This window comes from Limnobacter sp. UBA3528 (genome assembly GCF_002377005.1).
Taxonomy (GTDB): Bacteria; Pseudomonadota; Gammaproteobacteria; order Burkholderiales; family Burkholderiaceae_B; genus Limnobacter.
The window spans coordinates 45,241-66,731 of the sequence record NZ_DFOZ01000011.1 but is presented as its reverse complement, the minus strand read 5'-3'; the positions used below and the strand labels follow the sequence as shown (position 1 = coordinate 66,731).

Below are 21,491 nucleotides of genomic sequence, written 5' to 3'. Positions count from 1 at the left end.
CAATCATTTGAACAAGTGCGGTTCGAGATTCAAAAGTCCGTGGAAAACAAGCACAACCTGGATCAGCATGACCAAAGCAGACAACAAACCTGAAACCAAAGTCACCAAACGCAAGGAAACCAAGCGCTCCGAAAAAGTATTGCCTGATGCTTTGGTGCCCGAGAGCCAGTGGGAAATCTTAGGCCAGGCCTGCATGGTCAACGGCAAGGCAGTTCGCTTGCGTCAATGGCCAACGCGTTATGGCGACATGCCTTCCAAAGAAGACATGCACGAGCGCGTCGATCAATTGTCGGAGCGCCTTAACCACCTGCTGACCTGTCTGTATGCACAAGGTGAGCACAAACTGCTTGTGATTCTTCAAGGCATGGACACCGCCGGCAAAGACGGTGCAGCCCGTGCCATTATGCGTTCAGTGCACCCCATGGCTTTGCGTATGGTGTCTTTCAAAGAGCCTTCCGAGCAGGAAGCGGCTCATGATTTTTTGTGGCGTGTTCATCCCCACGTGCCCGGCGCGGGTCAATCGGTGATTTTTAACCGCTCACATTACGACGGCATCATCATGCCGATTATTCAAGACAATGTCTCAGCCACCTGGATCGATGAACGTATTCGCCAAGCGAACGACTTTGAACGACTCTTGGTTGAAACCGGAACCACGGTCTTGAAAATATTCCTGAATATTTCCCGTGAAGAACAGCATCAACGCATGATTGAACGCTGGGAAACGCCCGACAAGCGCTGGAAGCTGACTGAAAAAGATCTTCATTGTGGCGAGAACTACAGCATGTATGCCAATGCCTACGAACAGGTTCTGGAAAAAACCTGTACTAAGCAGGCACCTTGGTGGATTATTCCCGCCGATCACAAAGGCTTTCGAAACATGCTGGTGGCTGAAATTTTGGTGGGCACACTGGAGCGCATGGGCCTGGCTTGGCCCGATCCTGATCCGGCTGTCGCCAAAAGCGAGTTCTGGAAAAAGCCGTCAACCACTCCAGGAACATAACCGTTATTTGTGTTCCCAAACAACATTCAATAGGGGACTTTAACCATGAATAAAAATACCTTGAAATTTGCCGTACTGAGCAGTGCCCTGATGTTTTCCGCTTCCGCCATGGCGGTGGGCTTGGGTGTGAACACAGGTGTAGGCGTAAAGGCTGAAGTGCCCGGAGTTTCTCTGAATGCAGACGCCAAAGCCAAAGCCAAAGCCGATGCCAACGCCAATGCTGACTTGAAAGGCAAGTCCAGTGCGGCCGTGAAAGGCGCCAAGTCTCAGGGCGATGAAATGCGCAGTGAAGCAGGTGCCTTGCATTCTGAAGCCAAAGGTGAAGTGGGCAAGCGCACAGGTCAGCTTGAGTCTGCCGCCGACGTGAAAGCCAAGGCAGACGTAAAAGCCGATGTGAAAGCTGGCGGCAAGCTGAAGGCTGACAAGAAGTAATTTGCTGTTTCATTCAGTCTTTCAAAACGCAGTGTTCAAAAATGCTCCTTCGGGGGCATTTTTGCTGTTCAGGTTCTCTACACTGTTTCTTTTCGATACCAACAAAAAGTAGTCATGAATTTTTCCAGCCTGCAAGAATGGCTTGTCAGCTTGGGTGTGCCCAGCAAAGTGTTTGCTTACAACACTTGGGTGTACCAGGTTTTTATGGTTGTATTTCTGACCCTTTTGGTCAGTTACACCGTGGGTTTGGTTTTCAATCGCTTGGGTCGACTTGCTGAAAGATCAAACAATCCCTGGGACGATGTGTTCCTCGAAAGCGCCCGTAAGCCACTGAAGATTCTGATCTGGTTACTTGGTATTTCCTGGGCTGCCAGAATCACACATACCGCGAGCAACGCGGAAATCTTTGAATTCATCGACCCAGTTCGCAGGGTGGGTGTGATTGTATTGATTACCTGGTTCCTGTTTGGTTTGACCAAACGATTCGAGCTTGCACTTCAAAGCCCGGATAGAGTGAAAGAACCGCTGGACGCCACCACAGCCAGCGCCATCGGCAAGTTGCTTCGCGCCTCCATTGTCATTACCGCTGTCTTGGTGATTCTTCAAAATCTGGGGTTCAGTATTTCGGGTGTACTTGCATTCGGCGGAGTGGGTGGTATTGCAGTGGGTTTTGCCGCGAAAGACTTACTGGCGAATTTTTTTGGTGGTCTGACTGTGTACATGGATCGACCGTTTGTGGTGGGTGACTGGGTACGTTCACCCGACAAAAATATCGAAGGCACCGTAGAGCACATCGGCTGGCGACTCACGCGCATACGCACCTTTGACAAGCGCCCGCTGTATGTGCCCAACGCCACTTTCAGCACAATTTCACTTGAAAACCCGTCGCGCATGACGCACCGTCGAATTCAGGAAACGGTGGGTGTGCGTTATGAGGATTTGCAACAGGTGCGCAGTATTGTTGATTCGGTCAAGCGCATGTTGATTGAGCACGACGAAATTGATGACAATCAAACCTTGATTGTGAATCTGAATCAGTTTGCTGACTCAAGCGTTAACTTGATGGTGTACACCTTCACGAAAACTACCATTTGGGTGAAATACCACGAGGTGAAGCAAGACGTGTTGCTGAAAATCGCTGAAATTATTGAACAGCACGGCGCTGAAATTGCTTTTCCCACCACCACATTGCACGTGGCCAGTCTGCCTGAGCAATTTGCACAGGCAGGTGTTCAACCGGTTCAGCAGCCTTAAAGTTTGCGGATTTTCTCGAGCGTGGCGGTGGTGCTGCGCTCGTGCTCAAACGCGATAGACAGTGCCGTGCCTCCCCAGCTTTGCACCTCTTTTGCCCCCACCATCTTTTCAACGGGCCAATCGCCACCTTTTACCAGTACATCCGGGCGCGCCGCCAGAATTGCATTCAAAGGCGTGTCTTCTTCGAAGTAGGTGACCAAAGCTACGCACTCCAGCGCGGCCAGTACATGCATGCGATCCACTTGGGTGTTGATGGGACGGTCTGGTCCCTTGCCCAAGCGTTTGACGGATTCATCCGAATTGACTGCCACGATCAGGCTCTGGCCTTCTTGCGCGGCTTGGTCCAGGTAAGTGACATGCCCACGGTGCAACAAATCAAAAACCCCGTTGGTAAAAACCACGGGGCCTTTGAGTCGCTGTGCGCGTTCAGCGAGTTCGCTGGGGTGGCACACTTTTTTTTCAAAGCGTGCCGGTTTTCCGGTTGTTGTCATGGTGCAATCTAATCAGGCTGCGTTGCCAACAGGCGGTTCGGTTGCGCCCAAACGCGCCATGACTTCCTTGCGGTAGCGGTTCAAGTCCTGCACCGATTCAAAAGTGCGTTCAAACAGCAAGCTCATGTTGTGCAAAATGCGGTCAATCACTTTCTTTTCCCAGTCGGCGTCAAAGCGAATTTGACCATCCAGCCAGTTTTCCAGCCAATCCGGATCGGGCAAGCGGCTTTGTACGGTGTCGTTCGGGAACAGGTCTTTGTTCACATGCAAATTGGTGGGGTGCAATGGTTTTTGTGTGCGACGGGCCGAGGCCATGAGCACGCCAATTTTACTGAATGCAGCACGTGCACCATCGCCCACTTCGACCAAGGCTTTTTTCATGTAGCGCAGGTAAGCACCACCGTGACGTGCCTCGTCATGTGAAATGATTTTGTAAATTTGCTTGATCACCGGCTCTGTATGCCAATCTGAGGCGCAGCGGTACCAATGGTTCAATCGAATTTCGCCGCAGAAGTGCAGCATCAGTGTTTCAAGGGGTGGTGCCGGGTCAAATTCAAAGCGCACAGCGTGCAGCTCTTCTTCTGTGGGCAGCAAGTCGGGGCGGAAACGGCGCAAATATTCCATCAACACCAGTGAGTGCTTTTGCTCCTCAAAAAACCAAATGGACATAAAGGCAGAGAAGTCGCTGTCGTGTTTGTTATCACGCAAAAACATTTCGGTAGCGGGCAAAGCCGACCACTCGGTAATGGCGTTCATTTTGATGGTTTGGGCCTGTTCTTCAGACAACTTGGAGGCATCAAACTGATCCCAGTTGATGTCCTTTTCCATGTTCCAACGAACGGACTCCAACGACCTGAATAACTCTGGATACAACATGTTGCTCCACCTTCACTGAATAAATTCGACTTTGTGATTTTAACAAGACATGTCATGAAGCGCATGAAGATTTGGTGACACATGGCATTTATGTGCACATGTGTACGCCGAAACAGGTCGAATTCAGGCTTTCAGCCTGCCTGTTTTTTCAACCAGCGCATCAGTCCCCCCAGCACCGGGATCTTCTCGTACAGCTCCTCAGCTGTGTCCCAATAGTCCCTGTGTGACTGCACAAGGCCATTTTGGTTCAACTGCAGGTGCGACGATCCTTTGATGCACTGCACTTGCCCCACCTTGAAGCGCTTCATCTCGAACAGGAAGTCCCAAGCCATGAACACTTGTTGACCCGATTGAAACGCGGTGTGCACTACAAAGCGCGGGTTGTCCACCTGATGGAACATCTCGCCAAAAATACGGGCGATGTCTTCTACCCGGTTCACTTCGTTGAACGGGTCTTTGAAATAGGCGTCACCCGCGTAAAACCTGGGCATGTCAGCCACGGTTTGCTCAGTGAGGTGCTCAAAAAAATCGATTAATCTGCGCAAGGGTTCGGACAACTGCTGACGATCCAGCGGAGCCAGGCCACCTGTTTTGTGGGCGGTGTTATTTACTTTGCTCATGACCCAGTTCCGCTTTGTTTTTGTTCGCAGTCAGTTTGCGCACTGCAGCAAAGTACAGTGAATAAGGCAGTATGCGCAAGGTACGCAGGGTACGTGTGAATGCTTTGGGGAAATGAATTTCGAACTCACCTTTTTCCAGCCCTGTAATAATTTCCTGTGCCGCTTTTTCTGCAGTAATCAAAAATGGCATGGGAAAGGTGTTTTTGCGGGTCAGCGGCGTGTCTACAAAGCCTGGGTTCACCACACTCACGCCCACATGGTGAGGTTGTAATTCCACATGCAAGGCCTCGGCCAGATTGATCAATGCCGCCTTGGTGGGGCCATAGGCCAGTGAGTTTGGCAAACCCCGATAACCCGCCACACTCGAGACGATGGCCAGGTGCCCCGACTTCTGTTCAAGCAGCTTGGGTAGTGCATTGGCCAGCACATACATGGTGCCGTTCAGGTTGACATCAATTTGTTGTTTTACTTTTTCAATGTCGAATTCAGCAACCGACATCTCCGAGTAAGTGCCTGCCATTAGCACGATCAAATCCACACCACCCCAAGCGGCCATGACATTGTCGAAAGCCGTTTTCACTGCGGCTTGTTGGGTAATATCCAGGGGCAGGGCGGTGGCGTGTTGCAGCTCACCTGCCAGTGTGGTTAGTTTGTCGGCACTGCGCGCCGACAACATTTGTTTGCAACCCAGCTGGTCCAGCTGACGTGCCAAGGCCTCGCCAATACCGGTGGATGCGCCCACCAGCCACACCCGCTTGTTTTTCCACTGGGTCAGTTTCGGGTTAAAGCTCATGCGGGTTCCTTCTTAATCTCGTTTGCGAAAGCTCAACAGCACTTCGCCCAATTCGATGCCAAATTTACTCATGGTGGCCCGGTTCAGCATCACCTTGTCGTCCATCTGGTACATCCAGTCATCGAACTGCACTTCGTAGGTGGTGCCATCGACTGGCAGCAGCATGGTGTATTTCCACTGAAATGCGTTGCCAGAAGTTTCACCGTTGGCTTGCCCCAGAACGTCGCCTGCGGTGCCGGTGTACTTGTTACCGTCTTTCTTCAATGTCCACACCCGTTTTTGGGTGGTGCCATCGGAGTAAACAAAGTCTTCATCCAGTACGCCAGTATTGCCATCCCAGGTGCATTTCATGACCACGGTGAAACGCTTGACAACTTTGCCAGAACGGTCCTGAAACACACCCCACGCATCAATGGTGCCATTGAAATATTCTTTCAGGTCAAGCACCGGTTTTTCCTGTGCATAGTCTGCGGGTTGCGGGCTCGCGCACGCGGTTAAAATCAACGCACCAGCCAAGGCAAGGAAGCCCAGTTGCAGTTTGCGTGCCCATTGTTTTGCCCATTGCTTTGCGATAGTCATGCGGTACTCCCAATTGCGGTATTACTTGTTGTTCGGTTCAGGCTGGCCAGGCCGCTGCGGCCCAGCAACACAATGGCCAGCAACTTCAGGGCACAGGGCACCAAGGCGTAAACCCACAGCAGCGGGTCGTTGGCCAGTTGTTGCAGCAAACCCATGTTTTGATAAGACTCGGTTTTTGCCATGTCCGCTGAATAGCTGAACCACTGCAAGGTGCCCAGTGCAAAGCTGGGTGCCAAGGCCAGGTTGAATTTGTTGATCCAGTTCCAAAGACCAAAGTAAGTGCCTTCGGTTTTGCCTCGCTCGCCGTTTTCCTCGATCAAGCGGGCGACCAAGGCTGCGGGTAGCGACAAATCGGCGCCCAACGCGAAGCCAGTGACAATGCATACAAACAGATAGCCAGCCAGATCACCTTCACCCAAGGCAATCACAACGATGAAGGCGGGGATGGACAGCACCATGCCCAACAACCAAGAACGCGCCAGACCAATTTTGCTGGCCAGCCACACCCAGAATACCGTGGACGCTGCGCCAACCAAAAAGTAAACAGCCAGCACCCATTGATCAGAATCGCCCAAGCCCAGGCGGTCGCGCATGTAAAAAGGCACCAGCGTGGCCGGCAGTGCAGCGGCCAACCCGTTGCACAAAAATACTCCCATTAACTTGCGGAAGTTTTGTCGGCGCAACGGTTGCACGATGTCGGCAAAGCCTTTGCGAATCGCAGCGGCCACGCTGGCTTGCGCATTGTTGAATGTTTGAGCCAATGGGTTGGCAGTGTGCTGAAAACCCTGTTGAGCTGTTCGGTCGGGTTGTGGCGAATACTTCAGCAACAAAAACATACCCAGCACCAGCATCACGGCGAACACCGTGAAGATCAGTCCTGCATTCGTTTCAAGTGCCAGCGACACGGCAAACACCACACCCAGAATGCCTACGCCTTCACGCACTGCCACATAAGTAGAGCGTTCTTTGTCGGTGTGGCCCAGTTCAGCCCCCCAGGCCTGGTAAGCAATGCTGGCAAAGCTGTAGCCAAGATGTACCACAATCAAACTGACCATGAGGCTGGCCGCATATTCAGTGGGTGTGCTTCCCAGCGGGAAAAATACACCCGCCATGCCCAATAACAACAAAGGCACCGCCAGCAACAAGGGCAAGGCGTAGCGGTTTCCCTGACCACTTCGGCGGTCTACCCACAGGCCAATTGCGGGGTCGAGTACAGCATCCAGTAACCGTGACAGCAGCAGGATAACGCCCACCCATGCGGATGGCACTTCGTAAATGCGGGAGTACAGGTAGGGTACCTGAATGTAGATGGGCACAGCCACGGCGCCCAGGGCCCAGCCCAGAAGGCCGTAATTCAGCAGGTCTTTGGCGCTGGTGCGGGGCGGTTGGATCATGTCGGCGCAGCCGTATCAGCGTTTTAAGCCGATCAATTCGCGGCGCATTTCAGGCGCTGAAGTTTTTGGATCCAGCCAAATACCCATAAAGGCTTCGGCCAGCTCGGGGTCGTCCACTTTGGCCAAAGGCAAGCCATTGCGAAAAAACTGAACCCCTTTGCCCGGTGTAAACAAGGCACTCAAGGTGTGGCCTTTTTTTACGTCCGGAAAAATCTCGTTCAGTTTCAACAGCCAGCCTTGGCGCTGTACTTCGGTGCCCGCACCAATTTCTTCCATTTCATCAATGCTGCGCTCGGCAATATCGCTGCCGTCAAAATCGCGAGCGTATTTCAGTTCAAGCCAAGAGGGGTCACGCTTGTAATTAAAGCCTTCGGGGTCGGCGTTGGACCACAATTGCCCATCGTACACACGCAAACCAAACCACCGTAGCGTGCCGTAGCCCATCAGCTTCGCATTTTCAATGGTTTGCGTGACCTGTTTGGGCGGGGCGTTCAAGTTGCTGTTGGCCAGCGCCAAGGGGGCTGTGCCCAGAAGGGCCAGGCACAGCAACGCGCGTTGAATGAACCGAACCTGAAACAACTTCATTGATTCTCCACCTTCTCGAGGTAAAACTGAATGACATCGGTGCTTTCATATTCAAACCCGGCTTCGCAATAGGCCAGATAAAATTCCCAGGTGCGAATAAATGGATCGTCAAAGCCCTGGTTTTTTACCTGTTCCAGCGTTTTCATGAATTGCACTCGCCACCTGCGCAATGTTTCAGCATAGTCTTTTCCAAAGGCTTTTTCCGACACCACGCGCAAACCGTGCTTCTCTGCCATGGCTCTGAATTTGGCTGGAGAGGGCAGCATGCCGCCCGGGAAAATATACTGCTGAATAAAATCGGTACCTTTGCGGTAACGGTCAAACAACTCGTCTTGAATCACAATCGTTTGAATGGCTGCTTTACCGCCCTTCTTCAGCAGGCGATTGACCGACTGGAAGTAGGCTGGCCAGTATTCTTCACCCACGGCTTCAAACATTTCAATCGAGGCAATGTGGTCGAACTGACCGCGACAATCGCGGTAATCCTGCAGGCGGAAGTCCGCTTGATCTGCAAAACCCTGTTTGGCCAACCGCGCTTTGGCATAAGCCAGTTGTTCGGTCGACAAGGTCAGGCCCACCAGGTTGGCGCCTGCCGCACAGGCTTTCTCGGCAAAACCACCCCAACCACAACCAATTTCCAAAACCTGCTCCCCGGACTTGGGGGTCAGGTAGTTGAGCATGGCCTGGTACTTGGCGTGTTGCGCCTGCTCCAGGCTCAGGCTGGTGTCACCGTCAAACAGTGCACTGGAGTAGGTCATTGTGGGGTCTAGCCACAACTGGTAAAACGGGTTGCCCAAGTCGTAATGGGCATGAATGTTTTTCTTGGCCTGTGCTTTGGTGTTGCGGTTCAACAGGTGTTTTATTTTGTAGGCAATACTGCCCAGAAAACTGCCATAAATAACTGTTTCAACAGCTTTGCGGTTTTCCAGAAACACGCCAAGAATAGAGGCTATATCCTGAGTTTCCCATTCGCCCGCGATGTAGGCTTCAGCAAAGCCGATGTCCCCGGCCTTCAAGGCCCTTTGGCACACAGCCCACGAGTTCAGTTTGATTTTCGCGCTGGGTTGGTCTTCTTCGCCCCCAAACAACAGGTGAACCCCTTCAGGAGTCACAATCTCCAGGCGACCTTTTTTCAGTTTGGTCAGCAATTTCAGGGTCCACTGTGCCGACGAAGGTGCGTGGCTGGGCAGTTGGAACTGGGAAAAAGTAATGGCTTGAGTCATGCTTCGAGTTCAGTCTGCGTAATTGTTTGACGGGGTGGGGCAGGCTTGCCATGAAACTTCGCGCCTTTAAACAGCAGTTTCACCGCTTGCCAATGAATTTTTGCAATTACGGCCAATGTAAACCAGCCGTATTTCAATAAGGTTTTACCCCAAAGCAGGGTGCTTGGATGCATCAGTTCTCCGCTCACGCTGGTGCTGAGCTGTTGAACCGATCCTTCAAAGTAATTAATGCGCGCCATGATGCGGTCTGCGTTGCTCACAAACCTGAACTCATAGCGCCCTGACACCGGGAAAAACGGCGACACGTGAAATTCTTTTCGGGCATGCAGCAGCATGCCTTTGTTCAGTGGTGCTTTGCTTTCCGGGGCCGTTAGCAAATAAAAATGTCTTTCACCAAAGGTGTTGTTCACTTCACACATGACAGCGCGGCACTGTTGCGCCTCATCGTGGAAATACCAAAAACTGACTGGGTTGAACACATAGCCCAACACCTTGGGAAAGGTGTGCAAATGCACTGGGCCTTGCAGTGCCATACCCGTTTCCTGTTCAACTTTGCTCACCAACTGGCTGACAAACTCAGGAAATTTCAAGGTGTGCGGCTCAAACCCGTAATTGCGTGCCGAAACCGACACCAAGCCTTTGCCGTCAATCACCGGGTAGGCATGTGTGGGTTTTGAATCGGATTGCGTCGAAAAAACAAGGCGTACAAAGCAGGCACCCGCAGTAAAGCCGTTGGCCTTGGGAAGTGCCCGGTGATGCTTCACCAAGCCCCAGGCCAGTTTTACTTCGTTGAGTTGAAAACGCCCCTGCGCCATCAAGCCGCCTTTTGTCTGGTTTTTGCCAACTTGTCGATCACTGCGCGTGCGGCGTTCAAGCCTGACGTATGCCCGTCTTCGTGAAAGCCGTATTTCATCCAGGCACCTGCCAAATAGACATTGTTCAAGCCCTGAAGTTCGGTCAGGGCCTGTTGAGCCTGAACCGCTGGCACGTCAAACACGGGGTGGGAATAATGAATTTCCCGGAATACCTGCTTTGCATCAGGCTGGATAATCGGGTTCAGCGTCACGAAAATCGGTTTTTTCACTGGCAAAGGTTGAAGCAGGTTGCTCCAGTAGGTTACCGACACACTGGGTTGGGGATTCAACACGTCGCTCAAGTAGTTCCAGGATGACCACGTACTGCGGGTTTTGGGCATCAGTTTCACATCTGTGTGCAAGAAGGCCACATTGGGTTGGTATTTAATGTGTTCAAGCTGGTTTTTTTGCAGGTCGTTGCCCTTGAGCATGCCCAGTGCTTCATCGCTGTGGCATGCCATTATTACATGGTCAAATTCCAGGTCGCCCAGTTTGGTTTTTACGATCGGTTTTGCACCTGTGGAATTGACTTCCAGCACAGGGGTGCTGTGGTGCACTTCGTCGACGAAAGGCAATATTTTTTGCACGTAATTGCGCGCACCGTTTTTCACAGTGAACCACTTGGGCCGGTCATTAACTTGCAGCAAACCGTGGTTGTGACAAAACTGAATGAATGTGGCCAGAGGGAACGCCAGCATCTGCTCGCTGGGGCAAGACCAAATGGCCGCAGCCATGGGAATCAAATACCAGTCGCGGAACTCTGCACTGTATTTTTCCTCGATCAGGTAGTCGCCCAACTGCATTTTCGCTTTGCTTTGAAAGAGTGCTGCTCGGCCAGAGTCGGCCACCATCGCAGTGGCTTCTTTGTTGAAGCGCAAAATATCCAGCAACATGCGAATAAAACGCGGGCGCAACAAATTTCGGCGCTGCGCAAATACAGTGTTCAGGTTCGTGCCTGCCCATTCAATATTCAACTCAGGCAAACACACTGAAAAGGACATGTCCGATTCCACGGTTTCTACCGCAAGTTCATCAAACAGGCGAATCAGGTTGGGGTAGGTGCGCTCGTTGTACACCAAAAAGCCAGTGTCTACGGCAACCTGTTTTCCCTCGACTTCAATGTCTACGGTGTTGGTGTGGCCCCCAATATAATCATTGGCTTCAAACAACGTCGTGTGTGCATGTTCGCGCAGGGCATAAGCGGCGGTAAGGCCAGAAATTCCTCCACCCACAATGGCGACTTTGGGCAGTAATTCTTTTGAATTCTTGATCATGTGTACTCAGGGTTAAAAAAAGCAAGGGTATTCACCAGCATCCTAACCTTTTATTTACTGCAGTAAGTGAAATTGACTCTGGCTTTTCGAGCCAGAGCCAGGTTACCGACTAATTTTGTTTGCGTTTGTCTTCTTCAATCCATGCAACTGCTGAGTGATTGTGGATCGATTCAAAGTTTTCACTTTCAATCTTGTAAGCCAAAACCTTTTTGCTGGCCCTCAGGCGAATGGCAACATCACGAACCAGGTCTTCAACAAATTTCGGGTTGTCGTAAGCGCGCTCGGTGACATATTTTTCGTCTGGGCGCTTGAGCAAGCCCCACAGTTCGCAAGAAGCCGATTCTTCAGCCATGCGAATCAATTCTTCGACAGCGATGCCATCGGCCACCAGGGCGCGAATCGTGATGTGGCTGCGTTGGTTGTGCGCGCCATACTCGGAAATTTTCTTGGAGCAGGGGCACAGGCTGGTCACAGGCACCACCACGGTCATAAACACATCCGTGTTTTTGTCGCCATTGTTGTCCGCTTCCAGGGTCACCTCATAGTCCAGCAAGCTGGCGACACCCGACACGGGTGCAACCTTGCGCACGAAGTAGGGAAACTTCATGGTGATGGTGCCGGCGTTGGAGTCCAGGCGTTGAAGCATGTCCCGCATCATTTGTTTCATGCCCACCGGCGTGAGGGCGCTTTCCTGGGTTTGAAGAATTTCAAGGAAACGCGACATGTGCGTGCCTTTCACATCGCTGGGCAGAAACACTGACATGTCGATGGTGGCCACAGATGGTTGAGGGCCTTCCAGTGTTTCCACAATGATCGGGTGTTTGATCGCGCGCACCCCAACGCGTTGAATGGCAATGTTGCGCTTGTCCGCGCGTGATTGTTCGTCAGGTAAAAAAAGTCCGTCCGGTGCATTCATGAAGAAGCGCTCCAATAATAATTACTGCTCTGTGATTGGATGTGCATCGAGTGCACGGCGAATTGCCTGGGTTATCTGGGGGCTGGTGGGTGAAACACCGCTTTTGAAGGTGCCAACCACTTCGCCCTTGCGATTGATCAGGTACTTGTGAAAATTCCAGCCAGGTTGTTCTCCGCTGGCTTTGGCCAATTGCTTGTACAAGGGGTTGGCCGAATCCCCTTTCACCACGGTTTTTGCAAACATTGGAAATTTCACTCCGAATGTGTTGTTGCAAAAAGCCGCAATTTCCTTGTTCGATTTGTATTCCTGATTGCCAAAGTCGCTGGATGGAAAGCCCACCACACTGAAGCCTTTGGATTTGTACTGGCTGTGTACTTTCTCCAGTTCTTCATATTGGTTGGTGAAACCGCAGAAACTCGCTGTATTCACCACCAGTAGTACTTGTCCCTTGAAGTCACAAAGGGAAATCGTTTTCTCGTCTTGAAGTCTTGGAAATTCGTGATTCAGCACAGCGGGACATTGCTCGCCAGGCTTTGCCTGCGCAGAGTTCCACAACACCAAGCCAAGCAGCGCGATCATTCCGGCCAGAACCCGTTCCCCAAGGTTTACCCGGACTGGACTAGACAGATGCTTGTCTTTACAATGCGCTTTATCCACTTGAATGTCTCTATATGTGTGGTGAAATCTCAGCCAATATGCTAATTTGATTAGTAATCAGGCTTTGAGTTCCATTATTATTCGTTCAGAGTGGCAAGTCAATTTGTCTAGGACAAAACAAAGATGTTGAAGTTTCACCGTGGTCAGGTTCAGGTATGAATGAGCGTGCAGATTTAAGTCAACCCTCATTTTCAATTGCAGCAGTCGAGCGGGATACCGGCTTGCCCAAGGACACCCTGCGTGTTTGGGAAAAACGCTATAACTTCCCGCAGCCTGGCCGTGATTCTTTCGGCGAGCGCATTTATTCCATTGATCAGGTTGAAAAACTGCGAGTCATCAAGCGCCTGCTCGATGGTGGGCATCGCCCAGGAAAAATCATCGGGTTGAGCATTGATGAGTTGGTGAAACTGGCCGAGGTCAGCAGTGCGGGGTCGCGCATGAATGTGGCGCCTGACAGCCTGGATGAGCTGAACAGTTACATGGAACTGATCAAGCGGCACGATGCCGAAGAATTCCGCCAAACCATGTCGCGCCTTGCGCTGACGATGGGGCTGCATCGTTTCGTGGTGGAGGTGGTTGCACCCATGAACGCAATGGTGGGCGATGCCTGGGCGCGTGGTTATTTTGAAATTTTTGAAGAGCACATCTACACCGAAACCGTTCAGGTGGTGTTGCGCAACGCCTTGAACACCATTCCGTCCACACGCAAAGGCCCGCGGGTGTTGCTGACCACACTGCCCAACGAATTGCATGGTTTGGGTTTGCTGATGGCTGAGTGCATTTTTTCCATGGAGGGCGCACAGTGTATTTCTTTGGGCACTCAAACCCCGATTTACGACATTGTGTTGGCCTCGCGCGCGCAGAACATCAATATTGTGGCCCTGTCATTCTCTGTTATTCAAAGTTCGCCCGCCGTGCTGGAAGCAGTGGCCGAGTTGCGTGAAAAATTGCCTCCGATGGTTGAAATTTGGTGTGGTGGCTCTTCTACAGCATTGCGCAAAAAGCCTTCTGAAGATTTCGTGTTGTTGTCCAGCCTAGAGTCCATCAGTGAATCAATTGCAGACTGGCGACTGCGCAACAAATTCAATCAGAATTAATTTCCGTGCCGGATAAGCGGTCTTTCAAAGGCAATAAATCTTATTTGCCCAGCAAGCTTTGCACCGTGTGCGGGAAGGAAATGACCTGGCGCAAAAGCTGGGCCAAGAATTGGGATGACGTAAAATATTGCTCAGAGGCCTGCCGCAAGGCGGCGCCCAGAGCGGGCAGCAAATAAGCAGGCAGTAAATAGCATGAGCAGCAAAACCAAAGCCGTGGTTGTGTTGGGCGATCAACTCGACCTTAACAACCCCGCACTTCTGGCCAACCCCCCGAAATCAGCAGACATACTCATGGTGGAGTCACCTGTTGAATCCACTGTGGTGTGGGTTCACAAAGTGCGAGTCGCTTTGTTTCTCAGTGCCATGCGCCATTTTGCAGAAGAATTGCGCAAGGCGGGTTACACCGTGCATTACCGCAGCTTGCGCGACACGGGCCCAAACAACTTGACCACTGAAGTTGCAAACCTGTGCAAACAGCACGGGTACACCAGCATTGATATGGCCGAGCCAGGTGAGTGGCGCCTGGAACAAGAATTTTTGAAGTTTGCGAAGTCGGAAAATCTGAAGTTGCGACTACTTGAAGACACACATTATTTGTGCAGTCGGTCGGAATTTGCAAAGTGGGCCAGTGGCTACAAACAAATGCGCATGGAGTATTTTTATCGCGAAATGCGCAAGCGCATCGGTGTGTTGATGGAGGGTGCCGAGCCTGCTGGCGGCAAGTGGAATTTTGATGCAGACAATCGCAGTGCATTTCCCAAAGCCGGCCCCGGCGATATTACACCCCCTGCATTTTTTGAACCCGATGAAATAACGCAAGCGGTGTTCGCTGAGGTTGAAGAAAATTTCCCGGATCATCCCGGTACGCTTAAAAATTTCGCATGGCCAGTCACACGCACACAAGCTTTGCAGGCGCTCGATACTTTCATCGAGAACCGGTTCGCCAACTTCGGTACTTATCAGGACGCCATGTGGACCAACACGCCGTTCGGCTGGCACTCGCTTGTTTCCAGTTCAATCAATCTGCATTTGTTACATCCGCTCGAGGTGATACAAAAAGCAGAAGCGGCCTATCGCGCTGGCAAAGTGGATGTGGCCAGTGCAGAAGGGTTCATTCGCCAAATTCTGGGTTGGCGTGAATTCATGCGCGGGGTGTATTGGCTGGACATGCCCAAGATGCGTGAAGACAATTATTTGCAAGCCAAACTTGACCTGCCCAAATGGTTCTGGACTGGCAACACCCACATGAATTGCCTGAAAGATTCGATTGGTCAAACGCTGGACTACGGTTATGCGCACCACATTCAACGCCTGATGGTGATCGGCAACTTTGCCCTGCTGGCGGGGCTTGTACCACAGCAGGTCGAAGACTGGTTTTTGGCGGTGTATGTGGATGCTGTGGAATGGGTTGAACTGCCGAATGTGGCCGGCATGGCGCTGTTTGCCAATGGCGGGCGGTTCACCAGCAAGCCTTACATTGCATCGGGCGCTTACATCAAGCGCATGAGCAACTATTGCACCGGTTGCAAGTACAACCCGGCTGAGAAAACCGGTGAACAGGCCTGCCCGTTCACCACGCTGTACTGGGGTTTTCTGGATCAGCATGAAAAAATGCTGTCAGCCAACCCGCGCACTGGTTTGATGGCCAAAAACATTGCGCGGCTGAACGATACGCAACGCACCGCACTTCGGCAAAAAGTGGCCGACACCTTCAAGAATATTGAACAACTGTAAGCCCGTGCTTTGTTAAGGTAAAGCCTTGTTGTTGAAGTTCAAGGAGTAGAAGCATGGGTTTGCTGGTAGATGGTCAGTGGCGAGACAAGTGGTATGACACCAGTTCAAGCGGTGGCAAATTCCAGCGCGAAAGCGCCAAATTGCGCAACTGGGTTACCGCCGATGGCAGTGCAGGACCAAGCGGTGCAGGCGGCTTTAAGGCAGAAAGTGGGCGCTACCACCTGTACGTATCGCTGGCCTGTCCATGGGCACACCGCACCCTGATTTTTCGCAAGTTGAAGAACCTTGAAAATCACATTGATGTGTCAGTGGTCAGCCCCGACATGCTCAGCAATGGCTGGACATTCAATTTGGATGCCGGCAGTACTGGCGACTTGTTGTTCGGCAGCGAATTCATGCATCAAATTTACACACGCAACAAAAGCGACTATTCAGGGCGGGTCACTGTGCCTGTGCTGTGGTGCAAGAAAACCAATCAGATTGTCAGCAATGAGTCGTCTGAAATCATTCGAATGTTCAATTCCGCATTCAATGAAATCACCGGCAACCACGAAGATTTCTATCCCGAGAATTTGCGCAGCATGATCGACAGGGTCAATGGCCTGGTGTACGACAACATCAACAATGGTGTGTATCGCGCAGGTTTTGCTACTGCGCAGGGTGCCTACGAAGAGGCCTACAACGCCGTGTTCATGGCGCTTGATTCAATCGAGAAAATTCTGGAAAACAACCGCTACCTGGTGGGCCCACAAATTACGGAAGCCGACTGGCGCCTGTTCACCACCCTGATTCGGTTTGATGCGGTGTACCACGGTCATTTCAAGTGCAATCGCCAAAGGCTTGAAGATTTCCCGAATATTTCGAATTACGTGCGCGAGTTGTATCAGTGGTCGGGAGTTGCTGAAACCGTCGATTTTTACCACATCAAACGCCACTACTACTACAGCCACGACATGATCAATCCCACCCGTGTTGTGCCCGCAGGCCCTGCCATCGACTTTGCGCGCGGGCACAACCGCACGCGTTTGCCTGCAAACCACGCTGCATAATTCGATGGTAATCTTGGGCAACACTCATTTTCATGTTGCCCATGGCCCGCCACCCTGAACTGCAAGGTTTTCAAGTAGACCCAGTCATTGAACAACTACCCAACCATGTCAAAGTGTATGTGGTAGGAGGTGCTGTGCGCGACGCGTTGATGGGGCGTGCCAGCAGTGACCGGGACTGGGTCGTCGTCGGTGCAACCGTTGACCACATGCTGGCCGCTGGCTTCACACCGGTGGGTTCTGACTTTCCCGTGTTTCTTCATCCGCGCACCCACGAAGAATATGCCCTGGCACGCACCGAGCGTAAAAGTGGGCATGGCTACAAGGGATTCACCTTTCATGCAGAACCCTCGGTTACCCTTGAGGAAGACTTGGCTCGCCGTGACTTCACCGTTAATGCCATGGCCATGAATTCAGAGGGCGGGCTGATCGACCCGTTTCAAGGTCTTGCCGATCTTGAAAACAAGTGTATGCGGCATGTTAGCCCCGCATTCAGTGAAGACCCGTTGCGTGTACTTCGCTTGGCGCGCTTTTTGGCACGCTTCCTTGACTTCTCGGTGGCTGAAGAAACCATGGACTTGTGCCGCGAACTTCAGGCCAGCGGGGAATTGAAACACCTGGTGCCCGAGCGTGTGTACGCCGAATTGACCAAAGGCATGGGGGAGGAAAAGCCCTCTCGCATGATCAAGTTGATCAGCAAACTCAATGGGTGGGGTGAATTGGCGCCTGCCTGTTCAGTGCCGTTTTCAAGTTTTGACAAGCCTGAATACGATTGCCTCAACAGTCTTTCCGGGGCAGAAGCGCGCTGGGTTTATTCGCTTGGTTTTTTCCTGAACTTGGCACACATCAAAGCCTTGGCCAAGGCATGGCGTTTGCCCCGCACTATCGAAGACCTGTCGGTGTTGGCATGCCATTGCCTTGCCTTTGTGCAGCAGCAAAGCACCGACCCCGACAGTTTCGCCCGGTTTTTCGGTCAGGTAGATTTGTACAGAAAGCCTGCCCGTTTGCGGCAGGTGAACCAGCTTGTAGCACAAATCCATGGGGAAGGGCGGGTGCATGCTTTTGTCGAGCAGGCTGTGGCGGAATTGGAACAGGGGAATTACAAAGCTTTTCTTGGTGATAAAATTGCAAATCACCCGCCTGGCGAACAGGTGGCCCAAGTGGCTGCGAACGCCCGCTTGGCGTGGGTGGAAGAATTGCATTCCAAATACTTTTGATTCTTGAAGTGAGGACGACCTCACCGCTCAACCTTCGATCGGGGACGGCCCCATTTAGTTAAATGGGAGTTGTCATGTCCTGGTTAATTCTGTTTGTAGCAGGTCTCTTTGAAATCGTATGGGCCATCGGCCTGAAGTACACCGATGGTTTTACCCGCCTTGTTCCTTCTGCCATCACCTTGACTGCTGCAGCAATCAGCTTCGGTTTGTTGGGCTTGGCCATGAAAACCTTGCCGGTGGGCACCGCCTACAGCGTGTGGGTCGGTATTGGTGCGGCAGGTACTGTAATGATGGGTGTTGTTTTATTCAATGAGACCGTCAATGCACTGCGCATTGGCAGTGTGGTGCTGATTGTTTTGGGTGTTCTGGGTTTGAAGCTGTCATGAAGAATATTTGTGTGTACTGTGGCTCCAGCGCGGGCAATCGGGCTGAATACACCGAAGGCGCGAAAGCCTTGGCCCGCGCCTTGGTGGGTAATAATCTGGGCTTGGTGTACGGCGGGTCCAATCTGGGTTTGATGGGTGTGGTGGCCGAAGAGGTATTGGCCCTGGGCGGCACAGCCACCGGCATCATTCCTGAATCGTTGGTGACCAAGGAGTTGGCCCACCCTGCATTATCTGAGCTGATCGTGACCCGCAACATGCACGAGCGCAAAGCCATGATGGCCGAGCGCTCTGACGGCTTCATCGCCTTGCCCGGAGGCCTGGGAACTTTCGAAGAGCTGTTTGAAATCCTGACCTGGGCGCAGCTCAGCTTTCATCACAAGCCTGTGGGTGTATTGAATGTGAATGGCTACTACGATGGTTTGCTCTCGTTTCTGGATCATGCCCGCAACGAGTCATTCATTCGTCCCCAGCACCGCAGCATGTTGATGGCAAATACCTGCGCCGATTCGCTTCTCGAGGCCTTCAAAACCTACACCGCACCCGCGGTGGTGAAGTGGGTTTAAGCGGCCATGCACAATGTCATGCACCCAGCTTTTGATATTCGGGATGCCACCTTGGCTGACATGCCCGCCGTGCAGGCGCTTTATGCGCATTACGTACTCAAGGAGTTGGCCACCTTTGAACTGGTGCCCCCCACCCTTGAAGAAATGTGCGCGCGCAGGCAAGCCATACTGGACAGCCATTTGCCCTACCTTGTGGCCCATATCGATGACGTGATCGTGGGCTATGCCTATGCAGTCAGCTACAGGCCCAGGCCTGCTTACCGTTACACCGTTGAAGACTCCGTTTACCTGTCACCCAACCACACCGGCAAGGGCATTGGTGCTGCATTGCTCAACGAGTTGATTCGCCGTTGCGAACAAGGTCCATGGCGGCAAATGGTTGCAGTCATTACTCAAGGTGGTACGGCAGGTTCGGCTGAGTTGCACCGCAAGCTGGGCTTTCAGGAAGTTGGGCGTATGCCCAATGTCGGTTACAAGTTCAATCGCTGGGTAGGCACGCTGATTATGCAACGTGCTTTGGGTGAGGGTGGCAATTCTGCACCCCCGCCACTTTGAGGAAATGACTCTGGACATTAGCAATTACACCCTGATCGTGGGGCTGGCTTTTTTGGTGGCGGGTTTTGTCAAAGGCGTCACAGGCATGGGCTTGCCCCCGATCGCAATCGGTTTAATGGCCGTTGCCGTTGCGCCCGTGCAGGCAGCCGCACTGATTGTTGTGCCCTCCATGGTCAGCAATGTGTGGCAAATGCTGATTGGCCCTGGTTTTTTCAAGGCGGTACGCCGCTTTGCTGCCTTGTTGGTCATGGTGTGTGTTGGGGCCGCTTTCGGGGTCGGCGTTTTAACTGGCAGCACGCCTGCCTATGCCACGCTGGCTTTGGGCCTGGTGTTGTTTGTGTATGCCGTGCTCGGCTTGTTCAAGTTCAACATGCATGTCACTGCGCACAAGGAACGTTGGGCCTCGCCCCTGGTGGGTGGGCTGACCGGGTTTCTGGCCGGTGCAACCGGGGTGTCGTCGGTGCCTTCAGCCCCCTACATGAATTCATTGGGCATGGACAAAGACGAGTTGTTACAGGCTTTGGGTTTGGTGTTTACGGTGGGTACTTTTGCTTTGGCGGTGGGCTTGTACGTCAAGGGGCGGTTTGAACTGGCAGCTGCTTGGGAATCAACTTTGTGCCTGGTGCCGACCATGGCCGGCGTGCTGGCTGGGCAAAAATGCCGTGCCTTGCTGAGTGCCGAAACTTTCAAAACCGTTTTTTTCCTGGGCTTGCTGCTGTTGGGCGGCTACATGATTGCCCGTGTGCTTTGGCTGTAGGCTGATATACACTAAAAGCCGGAAAACCCTAGGGAGAAAAACATGCGTCGCATGTGGGTTGCAATCTGCGTCATCTCAGGCCTTATCGGCCTTCTGAATACAGGCCCGCTGCTAGCCGCACCAATTACGGCAGAGAAAGCCGTTGCCCGTTTGAATCAGGAAGTACAGGTTCAAATGAAAGTGCGTTCCAGCAAACTGCGCACCGATCGCGATGAAGTTGACCTGAATTCACACACCAGTTTTCGTGATCCAGCCAACTTGACAGTCGTTGTCGATGGTCGCGTGGCCGCCTGGTATTCCTATCAAGGTATTCACGACTTGCCAAAATTCTTTTTTGGTAAAAATATTGTGGTGTCGGGGATTGTTGAGCAATTCGGCGATCAAACCCGAATTGTTGTCGTCGATCCAGCCCAAATTCAAATCGTGAAGTAAGCCCATGTATTTGCCCAAGCAGTTTGAGGAAACCTCAATTCCGGTGTTGTTGAGTTTGATCAAGGCTCACCCCTTGGCCACAGTCATTACGCTGTCAACCTCAGGGCTGAACGCCAACCATATACCCATGGTCGTGGCGGAAAATGCGGATGCAACGATGGTGTTGCGCGGCCATGTGGCCAGGGCCAACCCAATGCTGGCTGATTTGGCGGTGTCTGCGCAAACCCTGTTGGTGTTTCAAGGGGCTGAGCATTACATCACACCCTCATGGTATGCCACCAAAAAAGAAACCGAGAAAGTCGTTCCCACCTGGAATTACGCGGTGGTGCATGTGAAAGGTCAAATGCGCGTAGTGGATGACGCCGAGTGGTTACACCAGCAACTGGAAGACTTGACCGCGCAACAGGAAAGCAGCCGAAACACGCCTTGGTCAGTGAATGACGCACCCGCAGAATTTCTGAATCAAATCAAACAGGCCATTGTGGGTTTTGAAGTCCAAATCGAAAGCATGGTTGGCAAATGGAAAGTCAGCCAGAACCAGCCGTCTAAAAACAGGGTCACTGTGGTGCAGGGGCTGGAAGAGGACGGCACAGAAAAAGCCCTTTACATGCGTGATTTGGTGAAAAAACACCTTTAGCCCATTTGTTGCACCATGCCTTCGTCCCGGTTAAAAAGCGGTCAGTGTTTGTGTTGTGGGCGTTTTACTGCGCTAACCTTTCATCACCTCATTCCCAAAAAATTACATCGACGTGC

At 52.1% G+C, this 21,491-nt stretch carries 26 protein-coding genes; 14 read left to right on the top strand and 12 right to left on the bottom strand.

Translation table 11 applies throughout. From position 1 onward, the window contains the following. Positions 1–67: 67 nt before the first annotated feature. The 3 genes from B4N58_RS02675 to B4N58_RS02665 all read left to right on the top strand — a co-directional run bounded on the left by B4N58_RS02675 (position 68) and on the right by B4N58_RS02665 (position 2,689). Positions 68–1,003: a PPK2 family polyphosphate kinase gene (locus B4N58_RS02675; RefSeq protein ID WP_291745525.1), complete on the top strand. Its 936-nt coding sequence runs from the start codon at positions 68–70 to the stop codon at positions 1,001–1,003. Positions 1,004–1,048: 45 nt separating this feature from the next. Continuing rightward, complete coding sequence (locus B4N58_RS02670) at positions 1,049–1,435, top strand: hypothetical protein (protein WP_291745523.1); 387 nt, start codon at positions 1,049–1,051, stop codon at positions 1,433–1,435. Between the two features lie 114 nt (positions 1,436–1,549). Further along, complete coding sequence (locus tag B4N58_RS02665) at positions 1,550–2,689, top strand: mechanosensitive ion channel family protein (protein ID WP_291745521.1); 1,140 nt, start codon at positions 1,550–1,552, stop codon at positions 2,687–2,689. Here B4N58_RS02665 and rfaE2 read toward each other — a convergent pair. The 12 genes from rfaE2 to B4N58_RS02605 form a co-directional block, all read right to left on the bottom strand. Further along, positions 2,686–3,180: a D-glycero-beta-D-manno-heptose 1-phosphate adenylyltransferase gene (rfaE2, locus tag B4N58_RS02660; protein WP_291745519.1), complete on the bottom strand. Its 495-nt coding sequence runs from the start codon at positions 3,178–3,180 to the stop codon at positions 2,686–2,688. The two genes, B4N58_RS02665 and rfaE2, sit on opposite strands and share 4 nt — an antisense overlap. Before the next feature lie 12 nt (positions 3,181–3,192). Further along, complete coding sequence (locus B4N58_RS02655) at positions 3,193–4,056, bottom strand: ferritin-like domain-containing protein (protein WP_291745517.1); 864 nt, start codon at positions 4,054–4,056, stop codon at positions 3,193–3,195. 131 nt (positions 4,057–4,187) lie between these two features. Beyond that, complete coding sequence (locus tag B4N58_RS02650; protein ID WP_291745515.1) at positions 4,188–4,676, bottom strand: nuclear transport factor 2 family protein; 489 nt, start codon at positions 4,674–4,676, stop codon at positions 4,188–4,190. After that, positions 4,660–5,469 carry an SDR family NAD(P)-dependent oxidoreductase gene (locus B4N58_RS02645; protein WP_008250267.1) on the bottom strand — a complete coding sequence of 270 codons (810 nt, stop codon included), beginning with the start codon at positions 5,467–5,469 and terminating at the stop codon, positions 4,660–4,662. Before B4N58_RS02645 ends, B4N58_RS02650 begins: the two co-directional genes overlap by 17 nt. A 12-nt stretch (positions 5,470–5,481) precedes the next feature. Beyond that, entirely contained in the window at positions 5,482–6,048 is a 567-nt protein-coding gene (locus tag B4N58_RS02640) for a DUF3833 domain-containing protein (protein WP_008250268.1), read from the bottom strand. Further along, positions 6,045–7,442: an MFS transporter gene (locus tag B4N58_RS02635; protein WP_008250269.1), complete on the bottom strand. Its 1,398-nt coding sequence runs from the start codon at positions 7,440–7,442 to the stop codon at positions 6,045–6,047. Before B4N58_RS02635 ends, B4N58_RS02640 begins: the two co-directional genes overlap by 4 nt. Before the next feature lie 15 nt (positions 7,443–7,457). Beyond that, positions 7,458–8,027, bottom strand: coding sequence for a chalcone isomerase family protein (locus B4N58_RS02630; RefSeq protein ID WP_291745510.1), 570 nt, complete (start codon positions 8,025–8,027; stop codon positions 7,458–7,460). Next, on the bottom strand, positions 8,024–9,250 hold the full coding sequence (locus B4N58_RS02625) for an SAM-dependent methyltransferase (protein ID WP_291745508.1): 1,227 nt from the start codon (positions 9,248–9,250) through the stop codon (positions 8,024–8,026). The genes B4N58_RS02630 and B4N58_RS02625 overlap by 4 nt, the downstream gene beginning before the upstream one ends. After that, a complete protein-coding gene (locus B4N58_RS02620) occupies positions 9,247–10,065 on the bottom strand; it encodes a DUF1365 domain-containing protein (RefSeq protein ID WP_291745506.1) in 819 nt (272 codons plus the stop codon). Before B4N58_RS02620 ends, B4N58_RS02625 begins: the two co-directional genes overlap by 4 nt. Continuing rightward, complete coding sequence (locus B4N58_RS02615) at positions 10,065–11,378, bottom strand: NAD(P)/FAD-dependent oxidoreductase (protein ID WP_291745504.1); 1,314 nt, start codon at positions 11,376–11,378, stop codon at positions 10,065–10,067. Before B4N58_RS02615 ends, B4N58_RS02620 begins: the two co-directional genes overlap by 1 nt. A 109-nt stretch (positions 11,379–11,487) precedes the next feature. Further along, on the bottom strand, positions 11,488–12,294 hold the full coding sequence (folE2, locus tag B4N58_RS02610) for a GTP cyclohydrolase FolE2 (protein WP_008250275.1): 807 nt from the start codon (positions 12,292–12,294) through the stop codon (positions 11,488–11,490). A gap of 21 nt (positions 12,295–12,315) precedes the next feature. Next, positions 12,316–12,873, bottom strand: a complete 558-nt coding sequence (locus B4N58_RS02605; protein WP_291745502.1) for a glutathione peroxidase — start codon at positions 12,871–12,873, stop codon at positions 12,316–12,318. Between the two features lie 233 nt (positions 12,874–13,106). Here B4N58_RS02605 and B4N58_RS02600 point away from each other — a divergent pair, with 233 nt between their 5' ends. The 11 genes from B4N58_RS02600 to B4N58_RS02550 all read left to right on the top strand — a co-directional run bounded on the left by B4N58_RS02600 (position 13,107) and on the right by B4N58_RS02550 (position 21,375). Further along, entirely contained in the window at positions 13,107–14,048 is a 942-nt protein-coding gene (locus tag B4N58_RS02600) for a MerR family transcriptional regulator (RefSeq protein ID WP_291745500.1), read from the top strand. A gap of 5 nt (positions 14,049–14,053) precedes the next feature. Further along, on the top strand, positions 14,054–14,224 hold the full coding sequence (locus B4N58_RS15645; RefSeq protein WP_008250280.1) for a DUF2256 domain-containing protein: 171 nt from the start codon (positions 14,054–14,056) through the stop codon (positions 14,222–14,224). Positions 14,225–14,240: 16 nt separating this feature from the next. Next, on the top strand, positions 14,241–15,782 hold the full coding sequence (locus tag B4N58_RS02590; RefSeq protein WP_291745498.1) for a cryptochrome/photolyase family protein: 1,542 nt from the start codon (positions 14,241–14,243) through the stop codon (positions 15,780–15,782). 53 nt (positions 15,783–15,835) lie between these two features. Next, positions 15,836–16,831, top strand: coding sequence for a glutathione S-transferase family protein (locus B4N58_RS02585; RefSeq protein ID WP_291745496.1), 996 nt, complete (start codon positions 15,836–15,838; stop codon positions 16,829–16,831). Between the two features lie 41 nt (positions 16,832–16,872). Next, positions 16,873–18,045, top strand: coding sequence for a multifunctional CCA tRNA nucleotidyl transferase/2'3'-cyclic phosphodiesterase/2'nucleotidase/phosphatase (locus B4N58_RS02580; RefSeq protein ID WP_291745494.1), 1,173 nt, complete (start codon positions 16,873–16,875; stop codon positions 18,043–18,045). A 74-nt stretch (positions 18,046–18,119) separates the two neighbouring features. Then, on the top strand, positions 18,120–18,431 hold the full coding sequence (sugE, locus tag B4N58_RS02575) for a quaternary ammonium compound efflux SMR transporter SugE (protein WP_291745492.1): 312 nt from the start codon (positions 18,120–18,122) through the stop codon (positions 18,429–18,431). Next, positions 18,428–18,994, top strand: a complete 567-nt coding sequence (locus B4N58_RS02570; protein WP_008250289.1) for a TIGR00730 family Rossman fold protein — start codon at positions 18,428–18,430, stop codon at positions 18,992–18,994. Before sugE ends, B4N58_RS02570 begins: the two co-directional genes overlap by 4 nt. A 6-nt stretch (positions 18,995–19,000) precedes the next feature. After that, the gene (locus B4N58_RS02565) at positions 19,001–19,549 is read left to right on the top strand and encodes a GNAT family N-acetyltransferase (protein ID WP_291745490.1); all 549 of its coding nucleotides are present in this window, start codon (positions 19,001–19,003) and stop codon (positions 19,547–19,549) included. A 4-nt stretch (positions 19,550–19,553) separates the two neighbouring features. Continuing rightward, on the top strand, positions 19,554–20,306 hold the full coding sequence (locus B4N58_RS02560) for a sulfite exporter TauE/SafE family protein (RefSeq protein WP_291745488.1): 753 nt from the start codon (positions 19,554–19,556) through the stop codon (positions 20,304–20,306). Between the two features lie 42 nt (positions 20,307–20,348). Then, the gene (locus B4N58_RS02555) at positions 20,349–20,738 is read left to right on the top strand and encodes a hypothetical protein (RefSeq protein ID WP_008250294.1); all 390 of its coding nucleotides are present in this window, start codon (positions 20,349–20,351) and stop codon (positions 20,736–20,738) included. Positions 20,739–20,742: 4 nt separating this feature from the next. Beyond that, on the top strand, positions 20,743–21,375 hold the full coding sequence (locus tag B4N58_RS02550; protein ID WP_291745485.1) for an FMN-binding negative transcriptional regulator: 633 nt from the start codon (positions 20,743–20,745) through the stop codon (positions 21,373–21,375). Positions 21,376–21,491: the final 116 nt, after the last annotated feature.